Source organism: Lacibacter sp. (genome assembly GCF_035299325.1).
Taxonomy (GTDB): domain Bacteria; phylum Bacteroidota; class Bacteroidia; order Chitinophagales; family Chitinophagaceae; genus Lacibacter.
This window is the reverse complement of sequence record NZ_DATGWT010000022.1, coordinates 1-20,989: the sequence shown is the minus strand read 5'-3', so window position 1 is coordinate 20,989 and position 20,989 is coordinate 1. Positions and strand designations below refer to the sequence as shown.

21 protein-coding genes are annotated in these 20,989 nt (G+C 38.8%); 12 read left to right on the top strand and 9 right to left on the bottom strand.

All coding sequences use genetic code 11. The annotated features are described in order from the left end of the window. Positions 1-9: 9 nt before the first annotated feature. Entirely contained in the window at positions 10-1,149 is a 1,140-nt protein-coding gene (locus VK159_RS12250; protein ID WP_324230428.1) for a hypothetical protein, read from the top strand. 364 nt (positions 1,150-1,513) lie between these two features. On the opposite strand, the gene VK159_RS12245 is transcribed toward VK159_RS12250, so the two are convergent. Both VK159_RS12245 and VK159_RS12240 read right to left on the bottom strand, forming a co-directional pair. After that, positions 1,514-3,238 carry a sodium:solute symporter family transporter gene (locus VK159_RS12245; protein WP_324230427.1) on the bottom strand — a complete coding sequence of 575 codons (1,725 nt, stop codon included), beginning with the start codon at positions 3,236-3,238 and terminating at the stop codon, positions 1,514-1,516. Positions 3,239-3,268: 30 nt separating this feature from the next. Continuing rightward, positions 3,269-3,448 (bottom strand): hypothetical protein, encoded by a 180-nt coding sequence (locus VK159_RS12240; RefSeq protein ID WP_324230426.1) that lies wholly within the window; start codon positions 3,446-3,448, stop codon positions 3,269-3,271. Positions 3,449-3,800: 352 nt separating this feature from the next. Between VK159_RS12240 and VK159_RS12235 the strand changes: the two genes are divergently transcribed. From VK159_RS12235 to VK159_RS12225, 3 genes are all read left to right on the top strand, one after another. After that, positions 3,801-4,196: a single-stranded DNA-binding protein gene (locus VK159_RS12235; RefSeq protein WP_324230425.1), complete on the top strand. Its 396-nt coding sequence runs from the start codon at positions 3,801-3,803 to the stop codon at positions 4,194-4,196. A 64-nt stretch (positions 4,197-4,260) separates the two neighbouring features. Further along, positions 4,261-5,295, top strand: coding sequence for a DUF932 domain-containing protein (locus VK159_RS12230; protein WP_324230424.1), 1,035 nt, complete (start codon positions 4,261-4,263; stop codon positions 5,293-5,295). A gap of 318 nt (positions 5,296-5,613) precedes the next feature. Next, positions 5,614-6,087 carry a JAB domain-containing protein gene (locus VK159_RS12225; protein WP_324230423.1) on the top strand — a complete coding sequence of 158 codons (474 nt, stop codon included), beginning with the start codon at positions 5,614-5,616 and terminating at the stop codon, positions 6,085-6,087. 9 nt (positions 6,088-6,096) lie between these two features. Here the strand turns inward: VK159_RS12225 and VK159_RS12220 are convergent, their stop codons facing one another. Further along, positions 6,097-6,384: a hypothetical protein gene (locus VK159_RS12220; protein ID WP_324230422.1), complete on the bottom strand. Its 288-nt coding sequence runs from the start codon at positions 6,382-6,384 to the stop codon at positions 6,097-6,099. 272 nt (positions 6,385-6,656) lie between these two features. Here VK159_RS12220 and VK159_RS12215 point away from each other — a divergent pair, with 272 nt between their 5' ends. From VK159_RS12215 to mobC, 3 genes are read left to right on the top strand one after another with little or no spacing between them, the layout of a single operon-like run. Further along, positions 6,657-7,052 carry a plasmid mobilization protein gene (locus VK159_RS12215; protein ID WP_324230421.1) on the top strand — a complete coding sequence of 132 codons (396 nt, stop codon included), beginning with the start codon at positions 6,657-6,659 and terminating at the stop codon, positions 7,050-7,052. Beyond that, positions 7,037-8,317, top strand: coding sequence for a relaxase/mobilization nuclease domain-containing protein (locus VK159_RS12210; protein ID WP_324230420.1), 1,281 nt, complete (start codon positions 7,037-7,039; stop codon positions 8,315-8,317). The genes VK159_RS12215 and VK159_RS12210 overlap by 16 nt, the downstream gene beginning before the upstream one ends. Before the next feature lie 17 nt (positions 8,318-8,334). Beyond that, entirely contained in the window at positions 8,335-10,296 is a 1,962-nt protein-coding gene (gene mobC / locus VK159_RS12205) for a conjugal transfer protein MobC (protein ID WP_324230419.1), read from the top strand. 34 nt (positions 10,297-10,330) lie between these two features. Here the strand turns inward: mobC and VK159_RS12200 are convergent, their stop codons facing one another. Genes VK159_RS12200 through VK159_RS12185 form a run of 4 tightly spaced genes read right to left on the bottom strand, consistent with a single transcriptional unit; the run spans position 10,331 to position 14,523 of the window. Continuing rightward, positions 10,331-12,112, bottom strand: coding sequence for an SAVED domain-containing protein (locus VK159_RS12200; RefSeq protein ID WP_324230418.1), 1,782 nt, complete (start codon positions 12,110-12,112; stop codon positions 10,331-10,333). 5 nt (positions 12,113-12,117) lie between these two features. Continuing rightward, a complete protein-coding gene (locus VK159_RS12195) occupies positions 12,118-12,993 on the bottom strand; it encodes an ATP-binding protein (protein ID WP_324230417.1) in 876 nt (291 codons plus the stop codon). A 6-nt stretch (positions 12,994-12,999) separates the two neighbouring features. Then, positions 13,000-13,491 (bottom strand): hypothetical protein, encoded by a 492-nt coding sequence (locus VK159_RS12190; RefSeq protein WP_324230416.1) that lies wholly within the window; start codon positions 13,489-13,491, stop codon positions 13,000-13,002. Positions 13,492-13,509: 18 nt separating this feature from the next. Beyond that, positions 13,510-14,523 carry a CBASS oligonucleotide cyclase gene (locus tag VK159_RS12185; RefSeq protein WP_324230415.1) on the bottom strand — a complete coding sequence of 338 codons (1,014 nt, stop codon included), beginning with the start codon at positions 14,521-14,523 and terminating at the stop codon, positions 13,510-13,512. A 107-nt stretch (positions 14,524-14,630) separates the two neighbouring features. Between VK159_RS12185 and VK159_RS12180 the strand changes: the two genes are divergently transcribed. Genes VK159_RS12180 through VK159_RS12170 form a run of 3 tightly spaced genes read left to right on the top strand, consistent with a single transcriptional unit; the run spans position 14,631 to position 16,420 of the window. Then, on the top strand, positions 14,631-15,305 hold the full coding sequence (locus tag VK159_RS12180) for a hypothetical protein (RefSeq protein WP_324230414.1): 675 nt from the start codon (positions 14,631-14,633) through the stop codon (positions 15,303-15,305). Next, the gene (locus VK159_RS12175) at positions 15,292-15,645 is read left to right on the top strand and encodes a hypothetical protein (RefSeq protein WP_324230413.1); all 354 of its coding nucleotides are present in this window, start codon (positions 15,292-15,294) and stop codon (positions 15,643-15,645) included. Before VK159_RS12180 ends, VK159_RS12175 begins: the two co-directional genes overlap by 14 nt. Continuing rightward, on the top strand, positions 15,611-16,420 hold the full coding sequence (locus VK159_RS12170; protein ID WP_324230412.1) for an ImmA/IrrE family metallo-endopeptidase: 810 nt from the start codon (positions 15,611-15,613) through the stop codon (positions 16,418-16,420). Before VK159_RS12175 ends, VK159_RS12170 begins: the two co-directional genes overlap by 35 nt. A gap of 2 nt (positions 16,421-16,422) precedes the next feature. Here VK159_RS12170 and VK159_RS12165 read toward each other — a convergent pair whose 3' ends face one another. Both VK159_RS12165 and VK159_RS12160 read right to left on the bottom strand, forming a co-directional pair. Then, on the bottom strand, positions 16,423-17,520 hold the full coding sequence (locus VK159_RS12165) for a PDDEXK nuclease domain-containing protein (RefSeq protein ID WP_324230411.1): 1,098 nt from the start codon (positions 17,518-17,520) through the stop codon (positions 16,423-16,425). A gap of 40 nt (positions 17,521-17,560) precedes the next feature. Next, positions 17,561-18,907 (bottom strand): site-specific integrase, encoded by a 1,347-nt coding sequence (locus VK159_RS12160; RefSeq protein ID WP_324230410.1) that lies wholly within the window; start codon positions 18,905-18,907, stop codon positions 17,561-17,563. 405 nt (positions 18,908-19,312) lie between these two features. Between VK159_RS12160 and VK159_RS12155 the strand changes: the two genes are divergently transcribed. Continuing rightward, positions 19,313-20,551, top strand: a complete 1,239-nt coding sequence (locus VK159_RS12155) for a phage integrase SAM-like domain-containing protein (protein WP_324230409.1) — start codon at positions 19,313-19,315, stop codon at positions 20,549-20,551. Then, the gene (locus tag VK159_RS12150) at positions 20,548-20,889 is read left to right on the top strand and encodes a hypothetical protein (RefSeq protein ID WP_324230408.1); all 342 of its coding nucleotides are present in this window, start codon (positions 20,548-20,550) and stop codon (positions 20,887-20,889) included. The genes VK159_RS12155 and VK159_RS12150 overlap by 4 nt, the downstream gene beginning before the upstream one ends. Positions 20,890-20,989 lie beyond the last annotated feature (100 nt).

The window sequence follows — 20,989 nt, the reverse complement described above, 5'->3', positions numbered from 1 at the left end:
TACGATAACATGTTAAAATCGTTGCTGTGTATTTTACTGTTTGTTAATTATTCAGTTTCATCTAAGTGCCAGCAAGCAGCATTAACTGTAAGTTTCAGCAAAGACTTTTTTAATTCAGGTGATACGGTTGAAATTGAATTTAACCTGCTTTCAACGAATAGAATTCACAATAAAGCAACAATTAATTGTGTAATTAAAAATGATGCAGGTTTTGAACAAAGACTGAGGTGGCCGCTGCTGAACAAATCCGGTGTGGTGCAGCTGGTACTTGATAAAAAATTAAAGCATGGGCTCTATGATTTTTACTTTTATGTACAGGGAGGCATTTTTCAATTGAACGGAAAAGTCTTGAGCCCAGGCAAACAATCAACATTGAAGACTGTGCTGATAAATAATAGAGGGGAAGTAACCCTTTCAGAAATAACAGTTGATGAAAGTAATAATTTTAAATTCGGTAACTATATATTTGAGCATTTTGCCAATGTTATTTTCTCCGATAAAAAAGGAAAGCAAAATAAATTGGACATTCGAATTGAAGCTCTGCTTGATTCAGCCTATCAACCAATAGCAATTAGCACCAGGCGCATAAAAATTGGGGGAGATGCGTTTGCGGATTTTTCTGATTCCATTTTGCCTGTGGCAATTGATTCACTTCCTTTTCAGTCATCAAATTATTTACAGGAGATTGTCGTATATGGCACAAAGAAAAATGTTATTGACCGGTATGAGCAAAATTATGTAGGTGGTTTATTTAAAGATGCTGACAGCCGAATGTTTGATTTGATCAATGATCCGCTCGCACTTGGAAGCACTGATATTTTTGAATATTTGCAGGCAAAAGTTCCAAACATGCGTATCCGTTACAACAAAAACGGCGATGCAGATGTATTCATGCGGAACGCCGTTGTTCAGTTTTATCTTGATGAAATTCCGTTGGAAGTAAACTATGTCCGTTCCATCAGTATTTCGGACATTGCGTTTTTAAAAATAATGCCACCTCCCTTTATCGGAAATCCCGGAGGTAATGGCGCAGCTGTTGCCATTTATACCAGACGTGGTGCTGATGCTAATTCTAAGAATACCGGTAACTACAGGTTCCGGGTGAAGGGATATACACCGGCCATAAGCGTTCTCTCATCAGGAGAATAAAACATTACTTTATCGTATGAACGATGGCTCTCAATGAGGTCATTCGCTTTAAATTTGTGCCTTTCGTTGCTCATCTTTCAATTTTATTCATATCGCAAAAGTATGAGCCTGAATATTACAGTTACGCATAGCCGAAGGTTAGCTTGTGAATTTGATTTTCTTCTTGTGTTCGATTTCTGTGGCGTGTTTCAATAGTCTTTGTTAGTGCAACAATGTTGTCAACTTCTGTTTCTGATTTGTAAACGATGGTTCTGTTTGCATAAAATCCCAGGGTAACATAATGTTTTATGTCAGCTTCCAAAATTGAAAAAGAAGCCGCTGTAGAAACAGCGGCCGGTTTGTCGATTGCTGAACATGAGAAAAATTACCAGAACCTCACGTATAATGCTGCCAGAATCATCAATGTGGCAACGATCATCGCTATTATTTGAGGCTTTAGCTTTAACAAGGATGGATCACTCACAAATGCTTTTGGATTTATTTTAGGACCTGCCAGGCTGATCAAAACCATTGCAAGAACAGTAAAGAAAAATGACCAGCCCATATTGATCAGGAACGGTATCTCCGTTATTGTTTTGATGACACCTGCTTCTGTTTTTTGATATTCGTATGCTGTGTAAAGCAGCGTTTCCCTGCCAAAAATACTTACCGCATAATTATTGAAAAATACAGCCAACACAAACCCGAGTATAACACCTGTCAAAGCAGCTGCGCCTGTTGTACGTTTCCAAAACATCCCTAGGATAAACATTGCAAATACTCCGGGACTGATAAAACCCGTGTATTTCTGAATAAATGTAAAACCTCCTTCACCGCCGATTCCAAGCGTATCCTTCCAGGTGAATATGAGTGCAATGATCATGGCAGCAATAATCGTCAGTCTTCCTGTCCATACCAGCTTTTTTTCCGATGCATCTCTTGACATATATTTTTTATAAATGTCCAATGTGAATATTGTGGAAATGCTGTTTGCTTTTCCTGCAAGCGATGCAACAATTGCTGCAGTAAGAGCCGCAATTGATAAGCCTTTCAGACCGGAAGGTAAAAAGCCAAGTATGGCGGAATAGGCGCCGTCTTTACTGCCGGATGCCAGCTGCGGTAAATGCCCGTTTTTATAAAGTACATAAGCTGCGATGCCGGGAAGCATAACAATGAATGGCATGATGATTTTAATAAGACCTGCAAACAGGATTCCTTTTCTTGCAGTATCCAGATCTGCACCCAATGCCCGTTGTGTGATATATTGATTACAACCCCAGTAGTTCAGATTGACAATCCATTGACCGGCAAAATACATGGCGATACCCGGCAATACAATGTATTTCTGGATGGCAAGATTAGCAGGCTGGTCAATGGTTGCTGATGTAACATCGGGTTTTGGTATGATCATATGGAAGTGATCAGGTGCCTGTTTTATCAGATCGTTAAAACCGGCGATGGCAGACCCGCCGCTGCCAAATTTGTCGCTGACGATTGTCAGTGCCAGATAGGTGGTTGCCACTCCTCCTACGATTAAAACTGCCACCTGGATAACATCTGTATAACCAATTACTTTCATACCTCCGAGTGTAATGATCAATGCAAAAAGCATCAGTATAATCATGATGATATGTAAATAACCACCACCAAGTAACCCATCAATGGCTACTGCACCCAGATATAAAATGGAAGTAAGATTTACAAAGACATACAGAAATAACCAGAATATGGCCATGATCAGTGCCACCGATTCATTATACCTCGTTTTGAGAAATTGAGGCATTGTGAAAATCTTATTTTTCAGATACACCGGCATGAACCAGACAGCGATGATAATCAATGCAACTGCTGCAATCCATTCGTATGCTGAGACTGCAATTCCTGCAAAAAAACCTTCGCCACTCATCCCGATAAATTGTTCTGCTGAAATATTGGATGCAATCAGTGAAGCACCGATTGCCCACCATGTCAGTGAGCCTTCCGCAAGAAAAAAGTCTTTTGTATCAACTGTATCTTTTCTTTTTTTATTGTAAATCCAGTAACCGTATGTTGATACAAATGCGAAGTAGATAAAAAAAACAAGAAGGTCGGCTGTTGTTAATGATCCCATAGTTTATTCGTAAGTTGGTTGATTTAGCTTTTACTGCAGCTGAAATAAATGCAGATTGTCTGTAATCAAAGCAAAGAAATGTTCATTTTTTTTCGGGATTTCTGTATTCATTAAATATGCTCCATTGTTCTTTTGTGTCAATGCCTGCATCTTTGAAATACCATTTTCGCTGTCATTGTATGCATGATTCTCATTTTGGGTAAAAAACATCTCAAGTATTTGTGACATACCGAGCAGGAAATATCAATCGTATCCGTTAAAAGCCAATTGTACAATTGTTATCAATAGCTTTTGATTATTTCATTCAGCTTTCCCTGCCGCAAACTTATTGTCCTGCTCTGTGCCGAACAAGGTCTTCTTCCTTCATTCTTATGAGTTTGCAGTTGCCTGCGGTTTTCAAAAAAATCTCCACCGGATTTTATGAGAGTGCACATTTAATGAGGTCGTATTTTTTTGAAAAACCTTGTTCCTCCTCCGCAGTCCTGATGCCTGGTCGCTAAGGGAATATGAATGAGGCGAAGCTGAATTCAGTAAACATTTTTTCACAATTAAATTTCATGTTATGGAAATCATCGGAAGAACAACCGCAGATGCGGTGGTCAATGAAACAAAGGCAGGGAAAAAAGTGGTGAACTTTTCTATTGCGATTAATGACACTTACAAAACAAAAGGAAGTAATGAAGTACAAAAACTGGTGACTTATGTGAACTGTTCCTACTGGCTGAATGCTGCTGTTGCCTCATATCTCACAAAAGGAACATTGGTGGAATGCGCAGGACGCATGGGCGTAAACGCATGGACAACCAGGGAGGGTGAAGCAAAAGCAGTACTTACGTTTAATGCCAGCAGAATAAAACTGCATGGCGGAGGCAAAGCAAAACCGGAAGAAATGTCATCTGCTGCAACTACAACTACAACAATTGCAGTGGCAGATACCAATGAAGATTTACCATTTTAAACAACAGGACGGCATCCTGACTTTGGAGGATGCCGTCATTGATTCATTTTTAAATTTTACAAGTATGGCACACAATATTAATTTGAATGAATTGACTGGAAAACACAGCTTTTTCAGTGTAAAAGAAAAGCCCTGGCATGGTCTGGGGCAGATTGTACAGGATTGCCCGAACAGTACCGAAGCATTACAGTTCGCCGGACTTGATTTTGAAGTGTATAAACGACCCAATACGCATCATCTTGATGACGGTACCGAAGTGACTTCGAAAACATCTTTTTATAACTATCGCCCTGACACAGGTGCCATACTTGGTGACCGTTTGGGCAAAGATTATGAAGTGGTACAGAACAGAGAAGCTTTCCGTTTTTTTGATGCAATCGTCGATGGTGATGGTATCCAGTATGAAACAGCCGGCGCATTGGGAAAGGGGGAGAAGATTTTTATTACTGCGAAACTTCCCGGCTATATCAAAGTAGGCAGTGATGATCTGATTGAAAAATATTTATTCCTGACCACCTCGCATGATGGGTTCGGCAGTATCATGGCAGCCTTTACACCAATACGTATTGTTTGTAACAATACATTAAATGCAGCACTCAGAAACTGTAGTAATTCCATTAAAATCCGTCATACTGCCAATGCAAAAGAACGACTGGAACAGGCACACAAGGTAATGGGTATTTCTAATCAACTTTCTGTTCAGCTGGAAGGAATATTTAATCAGTGGGCAAAAGTTCGTATCACCGATAAAGAAGTACAACACCTGATTCAACTGGCAATGGTTCCGAACAAAGAAGTCTTGCAGAATATTCAGAAGGGCGAACCCGATGAATTAAGCACAAGTTTTAAAAATATCTGTGATGATGTTTACCAATACAATATGTGCAGCCCGTCGCAACAACTCGATACTTCAAAAGGTACTGTGTTTGGTGCATACAATGCGATCACTGGCTATTTTCAGAACGTCCGCAATTACAAAGACGATGAAGCGAAAATGAAATCCTTATTGTATAGCGGAACTGCACAGTTGAGGGCACAAAAAACGTTTCAGTTGTGTGCTGATTTTGTAAAAGATGAATTGATTGGTTTATTGAATTAAACCCGAAATCAAAGGGCATTGCAAAATGCCCTTTTTTATTTTAAAAAAGCTGCCCCGCATTATGCTGAAAGACGCTGTTAAATGGCGGGGCAGCTTGGATTTTATTGCAGTGGAGATGGGTGTTTGTTGACCGGTATTTTCTTTATTCATGCCTGCACAAAGTTCGCCTTTTTGTTCTGTGGCGACCATGAAATTCCGGCATAAACAAAGCTGCGCTGTTGCTCTTTGAGAGTTGATTTATTCCGTTGCTTCATGGTCTTGGTCACAAAAAGACGGACATGGTTCCATCATTAATTTTTTAATTTTTAAATGAATGTTATGGAACAGTCAAGCATGCAATTACCGGAATGGACAAGAGTGACAGAGGTTGAACTCATTTACAAGACAAACATCAAAGCTTCTGAACGACCAAAAGTAAACTCTTCAAAAGACATTTATCATATTCTTCGTCAGTTATGGGATGAGAATAAAATAGAGATGCTGGAGGAATTTAAAGTGCTGTTATTAAACAGAGGAAACAGGATCATAGGGTTGTATGAAGTTTCTTCAGGTGGAATCACCGGAACAGTTGCAGATCCCAGATTGATACTGGCAGCAGCACTGAAGTCTTTATCTGTTGCAATTGTTTTATGTCACAATCATCCAAGTGGAAACCTTACACCAAGCCGTGCAGATGAACAGATGACACGTAAAATAAAAGAAGCCGCAGCTTTTCACGATATTACAGTGCTGGATCATATTATTCTGACCAGCGAAGCGTATTACAGCTTTGCTGATGAGGGGCTTTTATAGTCCCTTTTTTTATTCGGAAATTTGCTGTACTTGAGCATCGATTGCACGTTTTAGATGCTGCAAAACCGGCTGCTCTGAAACATTGTTTTGTCCTTCAAGATTATACCAATTACCTTCTTTTGTTTTGTGTAATTTATAGTTTGCTCCATCCTCACCTGTAATGAAGTATTCGTCCAGTACCGCAGCTACTACACCAAGGGCATTGAGCACTTCTGTCCTGGAAATGAAATACCGGAATTTTCTTCCGTCATCCAATGTGATTTGTTTGCCAAGAGCTGTTTTCAATATGTCCCTCATAAAGCAATAATAATTCTTTTCAATAGAAGACCAAAAAACAGTCAGGCAAAACTTATAAACAGCACCGCATTTGCTGTTAATTATCCTGAGCGAAAAACGCTGAACAAATCCTTTAATTCATGGCATTGTTCAGTTTTTGAAATTCGGATTGCTGACAGGTGTAATGTGCCCGGTCTTGCACATGGCAAGATGTACAAACGTTATACGTTTGGGGCATCTTGCCCTTCGCTCCGGAGTCGCTACGGGGAATTGAAACAGAAAACTTTAAAACGATGAAGAAACCTGAACATGATGTGCGACGAAAAATGGTGGTGGTACGGATGAATGAACAGGAGTATAAATACCTGAAAAAGTTTCAACAACAAACTACAGAAAAAAACACCGGCAGTTATCTGCGAAAAATAGCATTGCAAAAACCTGTTACAGTGAAGTACAGAAATGAAAGCGCTGATGATTTTTTACTTGATATGCTGAATCTGAAAAAAGAGCTCAACGCTATCGGAAATAATTTTAACCAGGCTGTACACAAACTGCATATCCTTGATAAGATACCTGAGTTCCGGGTTTGGGTGCAGCAATATGATGGGCTGCAAAAACGATTGATCAGCAAAGTAGATGAAATCAAAAACCGTATGAATCAACTCTACGAGCAATGGTTGCAAAAATAACCACACCGAAACGTATTGAAGCTGCACTCAACTACAATGAAAAAAAAGTGCAGAAAGGGAATGCAGTTTGTTTGCAGGCTGTTAATTATTTACAGGATGCAGGTGAAATGAGTTTTTACCAAAAGCTCGCAGGCTTTGAACAACGCAATCGTTTAAATGAACGGGCAACGACCAGGACGCTGCATGTTTCACTCAACTTTGATCCATCTGAAAAAATGAATGAAGAGAAGCTTTTACAAATTGCTTCTGATTACATGATGAAAATTGGTTTTGCCGAGCAGCCTTACCTTGTTTACAAACACGAAGATGCCGGGCATCCGCATATTCATATTGTCAGTACCACGATCAAGGCAGATGGAAGCAGGATTAATACCCATAACATCGGCAGAAATCAATCTGAAAAAGCAAGAAAGGAAATTGAACAACAATATGGATTGATTAAAGCCGAACGTCAACAGCAATTGGGAAGCCCAATGATCAAGCCTGTTGATGTTCAAAAAGTCATTTATGGAAAATCCGAAACGCATCGGGGAATCGCTAATGTGGTGAGTGCCGTTTTTAGCAGTTATAAATTCTGTTCACTTCCGGAATATAATGCATCACTCAAACAATTTAATGTCGTCGCAGACAGGGGAAAAGAGGAGGGAAGGATATACAAAAATCGTGGACTGGTTTACAGAGTACTGGACGAAAGAGGAAGCAAAGTCGGTGTTCCCATCAAAGCAAGTGCAATTGGATGCCAACCTACTTTGACAAACCTGGAGAAAAAGTTTGCAGCAAATGAAGTGGCAAAAGAGTCCTTAAAACCGTTTGTAAAAACAAAGCTGGAGGAATGCCTTGCGAAATCTCCTGCAACTGTGCATGGTTTAATTGAATTATTGAAGAAAAAAAATATCTATACGTTACTGCGTCAAAATGCTGAAGGCAGGGTTTACGGAATCACATTTGTTGACAACCAGAATAAATGTGTGTTTAATGGGAGCGATTTAGGGAAGGGTTATAGTGTAGCTTCTATACAAACCAGGCTTGCAAATCCGTCAGTTGAAATTGCAGGAAAACAAATTGATGATGGTGAGAGAAAAACATCAGGTACGGGTGGAAAGGAATTACACATCGAAAAAATCAAAGAGAAGTCCGTTGAATTTTTATCATCAAAAGACAATTTGCTTACTGTTTTGATTACACCGGAACAACAATCCGGAAATACACCCTACTCACTGCTGAAAAAGAAACGAAAGAAAAAACGGAAGAACCCGGATACATAACCTATTAAAAATAACTTATGTCAGCTACAGGCGAAAACGAACAGGGGCTTCGGAAAATAATTGATCTCACCAGGTTTGCAGGCATCTTTATTTTGCTGCTGCATTTTTACTATTTCTGCTACCAGGCTTTTGCGCAATGGGACATCACCAGTACGATCAGTGACAGGCTGTTGAAAAATATCAGCCGGACAGGTTTGTTTGATGATCTATTTAAATCGAAAATGATCGCATTAAGTCTGCTGTTGATTTCTTTGTTAGGTGCACAGGGTAAAAAAGAGGAGAAGATCAACAGGCGCAGTATTGCTGCCTATTTACTGATCGGGCTGCTGCTTTTTTTCGGAAGCAATTGGCTATTGAAATTGAACGAAACAATTGAAGCAGTAGCAGTCGTTTATATGTTGGTTACAGGTATTGGATTTTTATTGGTGCTGGCGGGAGGTAATCTGTTGAGTCGTTTAATCAAACTGAACCTGTCCGATGATGTATTTAATTCCCTCAACGAAACATTCCCGCAGGAAGAACGCTTACTCACCAATGAATTCTCCATTAACCTTCCTGCGAAATATAACCTGAAAGGCAGGGAGCGTAGAAGCTGGATCAATATCATTAATCCGTTTCGGGGATTACTGGTGATCGGAAGTCCCGGTGCAGGCAAAAGCTGGTTTGTGATTCAGCATGTGATCAAACAGCATATTGAAAAAGGGTTTGCCATGTTTGTCTATGATTTTAAGTATGATGATCTGAGCAGAATCGTTTACAACTGGCTGCTGCAAAACAAACATCGATATTCAGACGCACCTTCGTTCTATGTGATCAACTTTGACAACCTTTCTGTGTCGCATCGTTGCAATCCGCTCGATCCTTCTACGATGAATGATATTACCGATGCAACGGAAAGTGCCCGTACAATTTTGTTGGGACTCAACAGGGAGTGGATCAATAAGCAGGGAGATTTTTTTGTAGAGTCACCGATCAACTTTGTAACGGCTATAATCTGGTTCCTGCGTAAATACGCCAATGGAAAATACTGCACTCTTCCACATGTGATTGAACTCATGCAGTCGGAATATGATGAACTGTTCCCTGTACTCAACACACAACCGGAAATAGAAGTACTGGTAAATCCATTTATCACTGCTTATCAAAATGATGCCATGGAACAACTCGAAGGACAGGTTGCTTCTGCAAAAATTGGTATGGCCCGTTTAGCTTCTCCGCAATTGTATTGGGTATTATCCGGGAATGATTTTACACTCGATATCAACAATCCTCTTCATCCCAAAATTGTATGCGTTGGGAACAATCCTGAGAAGCAACAGATTTATGGTGCTGTGCTGTCCTTGTATGTTTCAAGACTTGTGCGTCAGGTAAACAAAAAAGGGATGCACAAATGCAGTCTTGTGTTTGATGAATTTCCGACGATCTATTTTAATAACATCGATAGTTTGATTGCAACTGCAAGAAGTAACAAAGTGGCAACCACACTGGCTATGCAGGATTTTAGCCAGCTGAAAAAAGATTATGGGCGTGAACAGGCAGATGTGATTGTAAACATCACAGGAAATATTATCAGCGGGCAGGTGATGGGAGAGACTTCTAAACTGTTAAGTGAACGCTTTGGAAAAATTATGCAGGACAGGCAAAGTGTTTCTGTTAATCGCACAGATACTTCTGTCAGTCACTCTAAACAGTTGGATGCTGCGATACCTGCTTCAAAGATCGCTGCTCTTTCTTCCGGGGAATTTGTGGGTTTGATTGCTGACAACCCTGATGAGAAGATCAAGCTGAAGATGTTTCATGCAGAAATTATCAATGATGCTGATAAGTTAAATGCTGAAGCGGCTACATATAAAAACATACCTGTGATTTGCAGTGTGACTCAACAACAGGTAATGGATAATTTTTATCAGGTGAAGATGGATATTAAAAGGTTGATTGGGGAGGAAGTAAGAAGGTTGAGGACAGAGAAAGCGAATTGATTACCGCTGGCTTCTTCCTCCCGCACATTTGATTTTACAATGTAACCTGATAACTCTTTAAGGCTGCTTTTACTTTTTCTCCATTTAACTGCCTGAAGCCGTCAACAATACCTTGTATTTCGTTTGATGCAAATCTATACACTCTGTTTTTTGCAAATGCAGATAACTGCATTCTTGATTGCTGACGAACGTTTAGCTTATAATAGGTTCTATAGCCTCGGAGGTCAAGCGGAACACCAGCAAACTCAATAATTGGCTTATCTAAAAGAATCTGGACAATTTCAACTAAGCTGCCTTTATCCTTTATATTTTCTATTAACGTCCATTGCCAGTACCAGTTAAGAAAGCGGTTCATCCCTCTTATTTGAATAGCACTTAATTCAATGCCAGTGTCCATAAAACTCCACATAGTTTCCACTGCGCTTTCAATAGCATTGCAAAAAAACTCTTTAATACCATTTCTTAATTTGTCTGGTTCATAAATGCAGCAATACTTATACTCTGTAAGCAAAGCCCAAACATCCGCCTGGTAATCTGCTTCCTCAATTACTTTGGGGAACTGCCCAATACCGTTTGCCACTTCTCTTGTCAATCTGTGCCCATCACTGCTGTAATGCAAGGCTTCATGAAACAAGAATAATCTGCCCGCCTGCATGATATCAGTATTCGCATTTTTCTCCAGACGTTTTCTTACACTACTTAAAAATCCATCATCCAGTAACCATGAATTAGTTTTCTCAATGTATTCAAATCCGTCATCAATGTTTCTCTGACTTAAATCTATCTTGTCGTCTTTTAAAGTAGTAAGACCTAAGTTTATTACATCACTCCAGGGTCTTTTCAAATAACTACTTAGAGAATTGTATTCATCATCTGACTCACATACCGAATGTACCCAGTCATTCCATTTCCTTGCGGTAATTGTTTTAATGAATGGTTTTAATTTGTTTTGCAACTGAGACTCCCATGCTTCTCTTAATTTATGGGCTTGCTCTTTATCTTTTTCGTCAAGATCAACCCTGTCATTAATTTCTTTTGTGATAAGGATTGCTTCTCTGTATTTCGGAGTTTGTTCCCTGCTGAATTGGTACGTTTGAATATAGGGATATATTGTTGGGTTTATTCTGGTGCCCAGTGCAAAAGGCAGGCCGGCAGAACCTGCAACGAATAAATGAATTTGTTCCCGGTCAGTAAGTTTATTGGCATAAGCATTAAGCACTTCCTGAAATGATTCGACAACAGCCTGAATGTTTTTCTGCGAAAAAAGCGAATCTACATGGGGCGTCTCCAGTGTAATGTCAAATTCGTTTGCAGGGTTTGGTAACACTTCATAAGTTGATTGTGGATCAACATTGAATGATGTACCTATTCGTATAGCGACATCACCTTTACCCTTTTGAATTTCTTTTGGAAGAGTGGGCCCAACAATTTCAAATTTGTAACCCTCGTAAGGAATTGTAGCATCAGCCAACCATTTGTTTTGTTTGTGGTGAAGTTGATAAACGGTATAAGTATGAGTGTTACCTACGAGATACCCCAAATGAAAAGATATGGGTATTGGTGTAAGGCCAAAGTAGGCAATGTGTGCATCAGGATTATTATCAAGGACTGGCTTTAAGATTTCGGCAAACTTCCGCTGTTGCGCCAGTGCAAGATTTTCAAAAGGCAAATCATATAATTCACTCAACTTCGCATGGCCTGCTTCAAAATCTATGAATTCAATCTCATGTGGTATTTCGGCACCCAACGCTGCAACACATTCACCTTTCGTTATCTTTCTGTCTAGTCCGTAATGAGCTATTACAATTATTTTCATATTCCTTATTTTATTGATGGAGATGGCTGAACCTTCTCCAGTATTTTTATATACATATTTTTATCCAAGGGTTTATCTTCTTCAATAGCATGAAAAAGAGCCTGCTTTGCAATTTTTTGAATTAAATCAGAAAAGCTATAGGCAGTATCCTTTCTTTCTGATGCTTTCACTAACTCATCAATTTCTTTTATCGAAATATCAGTTCCGGCAAAAATATACTTGAATACTTCTTTTCTACCGTCTTTATCTGGCCTGTCAAAGCGGATTATTTGAGTGGCCCTTCTCACAACCGCCGGATCTAAGGCCTTCAGTCTGTTTGTAATTAACACTACAGCAAGATTTGTTTTTTCTCTTCCTACAGAATCAATTTGTTTAATAAGTACATTTAACCCAGCTCTGTCTTCATGGTGAGCTTGATTTTGCTCCCGGTCAGTGGCAAGATCGTCTGCTTCGTCAATTATCAAAATGCCAATATCATTTCCCCTTACCTTGCTCTTGGCTTGGGTAAACGCTTCAGTAATGCGATTAGATATTTCTCCAACTCTTCCAGCACCACGAATATTGGAAGGCGTTTCAAAACAAAATACCCTTTTATCAATCAACTTACCCAATGGCGTAGCGATCGTGTGTGCTAGGGCTGTTTTACCACATCCAACATCACCTTCTAAAATAACAAGCGGCGTGCCCGAAAGAATATTTTCAAAGAAATTGAGTTTTGAATGGTGGTATTTTTTATGCCATTTGTTTACCTTATCGGTATCAAAAAAAAGATGCAGAGTATTCAGTAATGCAGACTTCTGCTCATCAATTGCGATAAGGTTGTCATAGTTGTTTTGAGCAACCGGGTTTGGATGTCGTACTTCGTATAATTGTAAATCCATGATTTTTTATTTTGTAATTACAGATCTGCTTAATTGCAGACTATTGCTGACATAGTTTCTTTCACGGGTAGTAGTACCATTCATTGCACTTCCGTTGGTACCCCATCCACGGTTTTCAGTCAGCTCTTTTAACACGGCCGCATAATTTGAACTATCCTTGTCAAGCTGAGCAAAGAGCCCAACCTTAGTTGTGGTGGGAAAATCAAAATAATTAATACCGCCTGACTTATCGCCGGATGTTACTAACCCCGATGTGCAGACGTCATACCGATAACTTTTGAACCTTACACCCAATGAATTATATAATTGAATCTCAAAAGATTTTACTGCTTTCTTGTTGAGGGCGTAGGTTAAATCGTCAATCCATTTTTCTGCATTTCCATATTCCACTATCTGCCGATTTGCAAAGCCAATGATGTCTTCATAGGTGTTTTGCATAACTGCTTTTACATCTGATACTGAGTAGGAGTCTGTTCCTGTAAATGTATATGTACTCATTTATTTAAAATTTATTGTTTAATCGCAATGTGATGAAAATATTTTCCCAAATAAAAGTTTCATTTGCTCCAGACTGTCGCTATCACGACCTTGAAGATCAGCAACTATCGCCCTGTTCATTATTTCCGCAGCGTCTCTTAGCCAGTCAGCCAATTCATCTACCTGCCAGCCTGACCAGGATTTAACTACATTATTATCTGGCATTACAGGATCTAACACATTCCAGGGTTTCGAATTATCGGGCTTAGGCGTTTTATAATAATCATCAAACCATATCGTTTCTTTTTTCCTTACAACATGCTCAAGATAAGAGAACCAGTTTGCCAACGTTTGAGCATAGGTTGTATTAATCTCGGCTTTTTCCAATGCCTTTGCAGCCAGCATGTCAATCAAAAAGCTTGGCAGAACAATGATGTCGTTTGTTGATTGTTCTTTATGGCTGCGCCACCATTTAAACAATCTGCTGCAATCATTAAATACCACTATGCCATCTTCTTCATTTGTTTCTTTTGTTCGGTTACGTACAAAGGCAGTATGCTTTTGTACAGATGTTTTAATCTCATCGCCATTATTCCTAATAAGCAACTGTTTTTCCGGGTCATCAGTTGCAAACATTGGCACTATATCGTAGGTTAGTTTTGTACCTGTAAACTCCATTTTTACCGAACTTTTGGTCACAGTTATTTTTGTATCAGGGTATGCCTGTTCTGCATACTTTTTAAATCTTTCAATCAGTGGTGCAAACTCAGTTTCCTTATCCCTTTTAACCACGAATGCCAAGTCTACATCCTGACCTTCATTGGTGGTTTCACCTTGAAGATGACGACGCAACCCATTTTTTTTGGCAAAAGAACCAGAGTAAGGCATGTTCGTAACTGTAACGCCATCATCTTCTGCCTTTTTCTTAATTTTTTCCCTAATCTCATCCGATTGTTTTTTTATGACATCCCTTGTTTTTTTCTCGGGAGCAATCCAGGATACAAAGTTCCTGATGCGGACATGAAGTTTACTTTTTGTGCTGTACTGGCTCATATTTAATGATTTATGTGTTATTTTAGAAATTGAAACACTAATTACTCTTTACTACTAAAACCATGACTAACGGTTTCAGGTAGTAAGGTTGAACCTTAACCTGCAAAATGAGTTCAGAAGTTCTGACGGATGAAACAACTGAGAATTTGATTGCATATATGCAATGGAAAGATGAGGCCGGTTATGAAGACATGGCCAAAAATGCTTTCCTCCAGTTCTTTTTCAGATTCCAGGAAGAATTAATCAGGAAAACGAGAGTAGTTGCCCGTAATTGGGGGTTTGACAATGAAGTAGCAGATTTGGTTGCCGAGAAAGCATTTGATAGATTTTGGAAGTACCCAAATTTTGATATAAAAAAATCGAAGTCTAAGGAATGGGATACAGGTGTTATTTTATATCTGTTCAAAATAGCTTTTCACTTACTGGCCGATTACAGGAAATCCGCAAACGGAGAAGGAAGCCCGTTTACAGGCGAAGAAGAAATAATACGGGAGTTCCCTGATATTGAGAACATGCAATTCAATGCAGAGAGGAAGGCTATACTTCAAAATGAATACGAAGTTGTTAAGCGGGTGCTAGGTAGCCTGGGGCCAAAGCATAAAATAATTTATCTTACTTACAAAGGCTATGAATATTATACCAAGCAGGGATATAAACTACCAAGAAAGCTACTGGAAAATCTAAGAGAAGAATTGAATTTAACACAGAGTTCAATTCAGGTTTACAAAAAAGAGGCTTTTGATAAAATCACTGAATATCTTACTATTTATGGAAAAAAGTAAAATCATAAACGCCGATAACTTTGACGGTTGGCTGGCTTCAACGGGTTTCTTGTTTCCTACTAATGAACTTGAATTAGCCAGGTTCAATAAGTTGTTTGGTGATTTAGATGAACAACTTACAGGAAAAGAAATCGACCCGCAAAGAATTCTTAATGGACAGACTCCTGCAAAAGTTGTAAAAATGAATAACTCTAACTCGATAGAGCCAGATTTCTCAACGTATAAGATGGTAGCGAGAAACGGAAGTAATCTACCTAAGCATATTCTTGATAAAATGAAAAAAAATCAGTCCAACAAAAAGTCAGATGATAGCACCTCTGAGGAAGAAAATAATAAGTGATGCTGCACATAATGTTGCATCACAATTTTATCAGTCAAATGCAACAGACTTGGCTGCTATTGCAAAATTTGAAGGACTGAATTTTTATCATGACCATTATGAAGATACATTTGATGGGATGCTGCTTTATGATGAAAAAGATTTTCATATTCACATAAATATTGACAGAGGCAACGGCTCTTTAACAAAGCGGGGCAATTTCACGTTTGCTCATGAATTAGGCCATTATTTTATTGATGAACACAGAATAGGTTTACAAACAGGTAAAATTGAAGCACATGGTTCGATTCATGAAGTCAATCAAAAAAATATTATTGAATATGAAGCTGACTATTTTGCAAGTTGTCTTCTAATGCCAGAACAGCGATTTAGAAGCTTTTCAGGAGGAAGGGGCAAAAATTTTTCACTTGATACAATTATTAATCTTTCAAATGCTTTTCAGACAAGCATTCTGGCTACTGTAATTCGATTTGCCGAAGTTGGTACGCATGAAATGACTGCCGTAATATCTAAAAACAATATCGTTAGTTGGTTTGCCCAGAGCAAGGATTTTCCGAAATGGTCTTTTCGGTTTAAAGTAGGTCAGCAACTTCCGCCCGCAACGGTTGCTGGAGAGTTTTTTACTAGGACTGAGAGTAAGTATACATCGGTAGAAGATGTTGATCCTGATAATTGGTTTTATGCAAATGATAAAAGGGCAAACAGGACTATGCATGAGCAGTGTTACTATTCCGATAGCTATGGGTATGTAATTAGCTTGATATGGTTTGATTAATTTTATTCCAATAACTCCCCCAACCTATCCGTATTGGGCAATATCCCTTTCATATGCACCGGTGTTTGTTTGGAGGTTTTATATGTTGCCACACCCATAGCTTTATCAAAACTCTTAATGGCAAATTCCACCACAGTATTATTTTTCTCTTTGCAAAGAACAATGCCAATGCTGCTGTTTTCATGCTGTAGTTTTACTTTTTCGTCCAGCACATTTAAGTAAAAATTGAGTTGCCCGGCATCAGCGGGTTTAAATTTCCCTTTCTTTAATTCGAAAGCAACCAGGCATTGCAGGTAGCGATTAAAAAATAACAGGTCAATAAAAAACTCATCGTCGTCCACCTCCAGCCGATATTGGTTGCCAATAAAACAAAACCCTTTACCCATTTGTAAGATAAAGTTTCGGATGTTTAATACCACCTGTTGTTCAATATGCCGTTCATCATCCAATTCATCACCGGCAATAAAATCCAGCAGGTATTCATCTTTAAACATTTTAATAGCAGAGGTCTTAAGATTTTCAGCCAATGTACCACCAAAATTATTTGGCAGTTTACCCTCTTTGCCAAAAAGGTTGTTCGCAATATGATGTTCCAGAACTGTAACAGACCATAAATTAGAAGCGGTTGACTGGATATAGAATATCCTTGCTTCCAAAGTCTTTATTTTGGTTATGATGGTAAAATGATGGGTGAAGCTCACACTAGTGAAAGTTTCACAAAAGGCATTATTTTCAAATTGGTTCGTTAGTGACGAACTTATTGAAAAACCCTCTGAAGCAGGCTGCTGTAATTGGTTCGTTGCCGCCGAACCAATTGTAAGATATGGGGTATAAGCCTCTGCAAACAGTCTTATCTTCTTCAGGTTCCCCGGCGAAAAGCCTTTTAGCCCCGGCAATTCCTTTTGCAGGTCTGCCGAAATTTGATCAAGAACTTTTGCGCCCCATTTCTGAGCTTTTATCTTTTCCGAAATCATCAATCCGGTTTTAAAGTATAGCATCAGTTGCTCACTATTTGCAAGCCTTGCAGCGTTGTATCGGCTTTGTATAATTTGTTTTTTAATGGATGTAATTAAGTCCACATAGGTTCTGTCAATTTGCATAACTATTTTTTTGAGTTTTCAATTATCACGCTAAATCAGTTTATAACTGTGCTTCTTTTTTAAATGAAGTAAGACGTTGCGCAATATCTTTCTTCATTTCTCTTCCAAAGCTGCCTAAATAACTTTCTGTAGTTTTTAAATCAGTATGTCCAAGTGCTTCTTGTATAAATTCAGTACTTGCTCCTGAACGCTTCAACACAGTAGAGAATGTATGTCTGGCCACATAGGTGGTGGCTTTTTTATCAATACCAAGATTCGATAAAATTGTTTTCATCCATCCATTGATAAAGCCAACAAAGTTTTGATTGAGTTCATATTGTCGGAGTGGTGTAAGACCAGGTTCCAGTATTGGAAAGATGTAGTTGTTGGCTGATTTATTTTTGTTGCCCCATCTTTCTATAATAGCTTTCATATCCTCGTTCAGAAAAACAGTGATAGGCTTTGGATCGCTGCGCAATGAGTTTTCTGTTTTGCTGCGCTCAAAGATGAGATAGTCGCCATCAATATTTTTATAGCGAAGGTTGGCAATATCTTTTGGGTTCATGCCATTCCCGAAATAGCTGAAAAGCCAATAATCTTTAGCCTGTTGTTCTCCTGGTTCATTGGGATTGCATTTGTAGAAATATATTTTCTCTATATCAGAAAGTTCCAATGCTTTCTTTACATTCCTGGAAGTTGGAATCCGGTATTTACGTTTTCCGAAAGGGTAGCATTTTTCTCTTTTAATAATTCCATCCTCAATCGCTTCATTAAATATTGCCCTTAACGGACGTATGTACATGCCAATGGTTGTTTTAGAAAGTTCCCGTTGCTTTAGCAAGTTCTCAAACTCTACTAAGTAGGTAGGAGTGATTTGATGAAACATAACATCACCTCGAAATTTTTTCAACGACCTATAGCTGCAGTGATAATTAACTGCAGTGCCAATACGGCCTTCCCGTAGCAGCTTTTTAATCTGTATAGTATATGAGTAGGAAATAAATCCGGGTGTGCCGAGTGGTTTCAGTAAAAGGGGGAATTTTTTATAAAAAGGGGAGTAGTCAAAGCTATCTCCGTTTGATTCAAACGAAACCTCTTTTGTCTTTCGTTGTTTGAAAAACGGATGATCTTTAATGAAAATCTTTTCAAATTCAGTAAATACAAACGGACAGATTTCAAGTATGGCAGTTGTGGCCATTCGTTCAATTTCTTTCAACTTGTCCTTTTTCGACTGTAGTTCATTGCTTAGCCTTGTCGCTGATAACTTATTCCAGTCGGCCTGTGTGAGATCAAAAATAGTTGGATAGTACTCGGTAGTTCGCTGAAAAGTGACCCTCAATTTAACAGGGTACTTATTAGTTTGTTTTGCTCTTCTTGTGTCAAGAATAACAGAAATGGTAGCTGACATAATTTATGATTTTACGTTTTCACAATTCGTTTTTCACATCATAAACCATCAATGGATTTGCAAACAATTTGCAAACAAAACACTGTTAAACCAGCCTAAACCGGAATTAAGCTAAAAAAGCAAATTTCGTGCAACAAATTGAAATTCTTTTGATTAGGATAAAATTGATTAAAATAAATTCAAATTCGAAAAGTATAAAAAAGGGGCTACGGATCAGAAGGTTTCAGGTTTGAATCCTGACGCGGTCACAACAATAGCTTTACAAGGCTTCAAAACCCCTCACTTCAGGCTGAATGAGGGGTTTTTTCATGCCCAAACCTTCACTTGAAGTCGGTTTTCGTCGGTTTTTGCTTCGCCAATGTTTCACCGAAGTCACGAAATTGTTTCACTCAAAAAAACTAAGACATGGGTACAGCTACGCTTGTATTTGAATTGGCAGTGCAAAGACGCTCTGCTAATGGCTCGGTGCCATTAAAAGCCAGAATTATATTTAAGCGCAAAAAAGTAGAGAGGCTTGTAATCCGAATACCTGAGGATCAGTTAGGCAATTGGGATATGATAAAAAGCAGATTTAAACCTTCCGCTCCTCCATTCTATAATAAATTGCTCTCAGATTGGCAACAGAAATTTGACAAGTTTGTATCTGATAACTATTTTGAATTAGGCAAACTGGAGGTTGAACAAATTGCCGAAATATTTGATATTGAAGCTGATCCTACTGACATTTTTTTGTTAACCTACCTGACAGATTACTATGAGAAAGTGCTTCTAAAACAGTTTGATTCTGCCGGTGGTACACCAAGGAATTTCAAAACCGCATTAACCATATTAACCAAGTATCTGGAATCATCGGCGCTCAAAAAAATCAAGCTAAAGGAATTTGACAAAACAGCGTTTGTGAAATTTCATGAAAGCCTGACAGATCGAAATCGGTTGCCCAAGCCAATGAAACCAAATTCGGCTGGGAGTGTCGTAAAGAAATTACGCCCTGCGTTCAACCGTGCAGTGTTACTGAAATTAATTCCTGAGAATCCGACCTACGGCACAAAGATTACCACGAAGAATCCTCAGAAGCCCCGACTGGATATTAGTGAGTTGAAACGTATATACCTTTTGGATTGCAGTGACAATTACAGCTTAAATCTGGCGAAGAATGTTTTCCTGCTTTGTTGTTTTACCGGGTTCTCAATTAAGGACGTCATGTCTCTTAAAAAGTCTATGTTGCTGAAAAGGGATAATGGCGAAGTGTTGATCAGGAAGCGAAGAGAAAAGTCGAATGAAGAAGTACTGATTTTTTTACACAAATACTCCCAGGCTATTCTGAATGAATTTGCAGAGCTCCCGGAAATGTCTAGTGCTGAAAATCTCTTGCCGAAACGGGTAGGTGAATTTATCAACCGCCAATTAAAGATCATTGGTGCGAAAGCGAACATCCCTTTTAACCTGAGCACAAATATTGGCAGGCACAGCTTCCGCCAATTAATACGGGAATCTGGCATAAGAGATATGGCTACAATTAAGAAAATGATGGGCCATGCCCCCCCGAGGGATATCGATAGTGTTTATGATTTTGTAACTTCAAAAGATTTGTTTGAAGCGAAGACAAGGTTTGAATCATTTTTAACTGAAAATCTTTTACAATGACTAATTCTTATCAGGATAAGAAGAGTGCCCTACAGTACGCCGATAGCTTGAACGCTGATGAAGTTTACGACCGCCAAAACAAATCTGAAAAAAGCAAGTCACAATTTCTTGATACAGCATCTTTGGACAACCTCAGAAGCATAACCAATATAAAGGAATTTAGTGAACAGTTTTATGAATTCTATCAATGGAATTCAGTAGTATTTACGGACGAAATTGGCAATGCTTATAACGATTTGTTAGATGACTCATATTATTATAAGTGGAATATTCCAATTACGCATATTGTCAAACGCATTGGAAAATCCACTCAAATTGACCCCCTGCTACCGGCTTAAACTGACCCCCACTGGCCATAGTAATGTGACCCCTTTCGGCCATTGCAAACTGACCCCCTGAAGTTAATAAAAAGATTAGTTGTTTTTGTAGCATAAAAAC

Coding starts and splice junctions, on each gene's coding strand:
- VK159_RS12250 (WP_324230428.1), top strand. CDS start 10: ATGTTAAAATCGTTGCTGTGTATTTTACTGTTTGTTAATTATTCAGTT.
- VK159_RS12245 (WP_324230427.1), bottom strand. CDS start 3,238: ATGGGATCATTAACAACAGCCGACCTTCTTGTTTTTTTTATCTACTTC.
- VK159_RS12240 (WP_324230426.1), bottom strand. CDS start 3,448: ATGTTTTTTACCCAAAATGAGAATCATGCATACAATGACAGCGAAAAT.
- VK159_RS12235 (WP_324230425.1), top strand. CDS start 3,801: ATGGAAATCATCGGAAGAACAACCGCAGATGCGGTGGTCAATGAAACA.
- VK159_RS12230 (WP_324230424.1), top strand. CDS start 4,261: ATGGCACACAATATTAATTTGAATGAATTGACTGGAAAACACAGCTTT.
- VK159_RS12225 (WP_324230423.1), top strand. CDS start 5,614: ATGGAACAGTCAAGCATGCAATTACCGGAATGGACAAGAGTGACAGAG.
- VK159_RS12220 (WP_324230422.1), bottom strand. CDS start 6,384: ATGAGGGACATATTGAAAACAGCTCTTGGCAAACAAATCACATTGGAT.
- VK159_RS12215 (WP_324230421.1), top strand. CDS start 6,657: ATGAAGAAACCTGAACATGATGTGCGACGAAAAATGGTGGTGGTACGG.
- VK159_RS12210 (WP_324230420.1), top strand. CDS start 7,037: ATGGTTGCAAAAATAACCACACCGAAACGTATTGAAGCTGCACTCAAC.
- mobC (WP_324230419.1), top strand. CDS start 8,335: ATGTCAGCTACAGGCGAAAACGAACAGGGGCTTCGGAAAATAATTGAT.
- VK159_RS12200 (WP_324230418.1), bottom strand. CDS start 12,112: ATGAAAATAATTGTAATAGCTCATTACGGACTAGACAGAAAGATAACG.
- VK159_RS12195 (WP_324230417.1), bottom strand. CDS start 12,993: ATGGATTTACAATTATACGAAGTACGACATCCAAACCCGGTTGCTCAA.
- VK159_RS12190 (WP_324230416.1), bottom strand. CDS start 13,491: ATGAGTACATATACATTTACAGGAACAGACTCCTACTCAGTATCAGAT.
- VK159_RS12185 (WP_324230415.1), bottom strand. CDS start 14,523: ATGAGCCAGTACAGCACAAAAAGTAAACTTCATGTCCGCATCAGGAAC.
- VK159_RS12180 (WP_324230414.1), top strand. CDS start 14,631: ATGAGTTCAGAAGTTCTGACGGATGAAACAACTGAGAATTTGATTGCA.
- VK159_RS12175 (WP_324230413.1), top strand. CDS start 15,292: ATGGAAAAAAGTAAAATCATAAACGCCGATAACTTTGACGGTTGGCTG.
- VK159_RS12170 (WP_324230412.1), top strand. CDS start 15,611: ATGATAGCACCTCTGAGGAAGAAAATAATAAGTGATGCTGCACATAAT.
- VK159_RS12165 (WP_324230411.1), bottom strand. CDS start 17,520: ATGCAAATTGACAGAACCTATGTGGACTTAATTACATCCATTAAAAAA.
- VK159_RS12160 (WP_324230410.1), bottom strand. CDS start 18,907: ATGTCAGCTACCATTTCTGTTATTCTTGACACAAGAAGAGCAAAACAA.
- VK159_RS12155 (WP_324230409.1), top strand. CDS start 19,313: ATGGGTACAGCTACGCTTGTATTTGAATTGGCAGTGCAAAGACGCTCT.
- VK159_RS12150 (WP_324230408.1), top strand. CDS start 20,548: ATGACTAATTCTTATCAGGATAAGAAGAGTGCCCTACAGTACGCCGAT.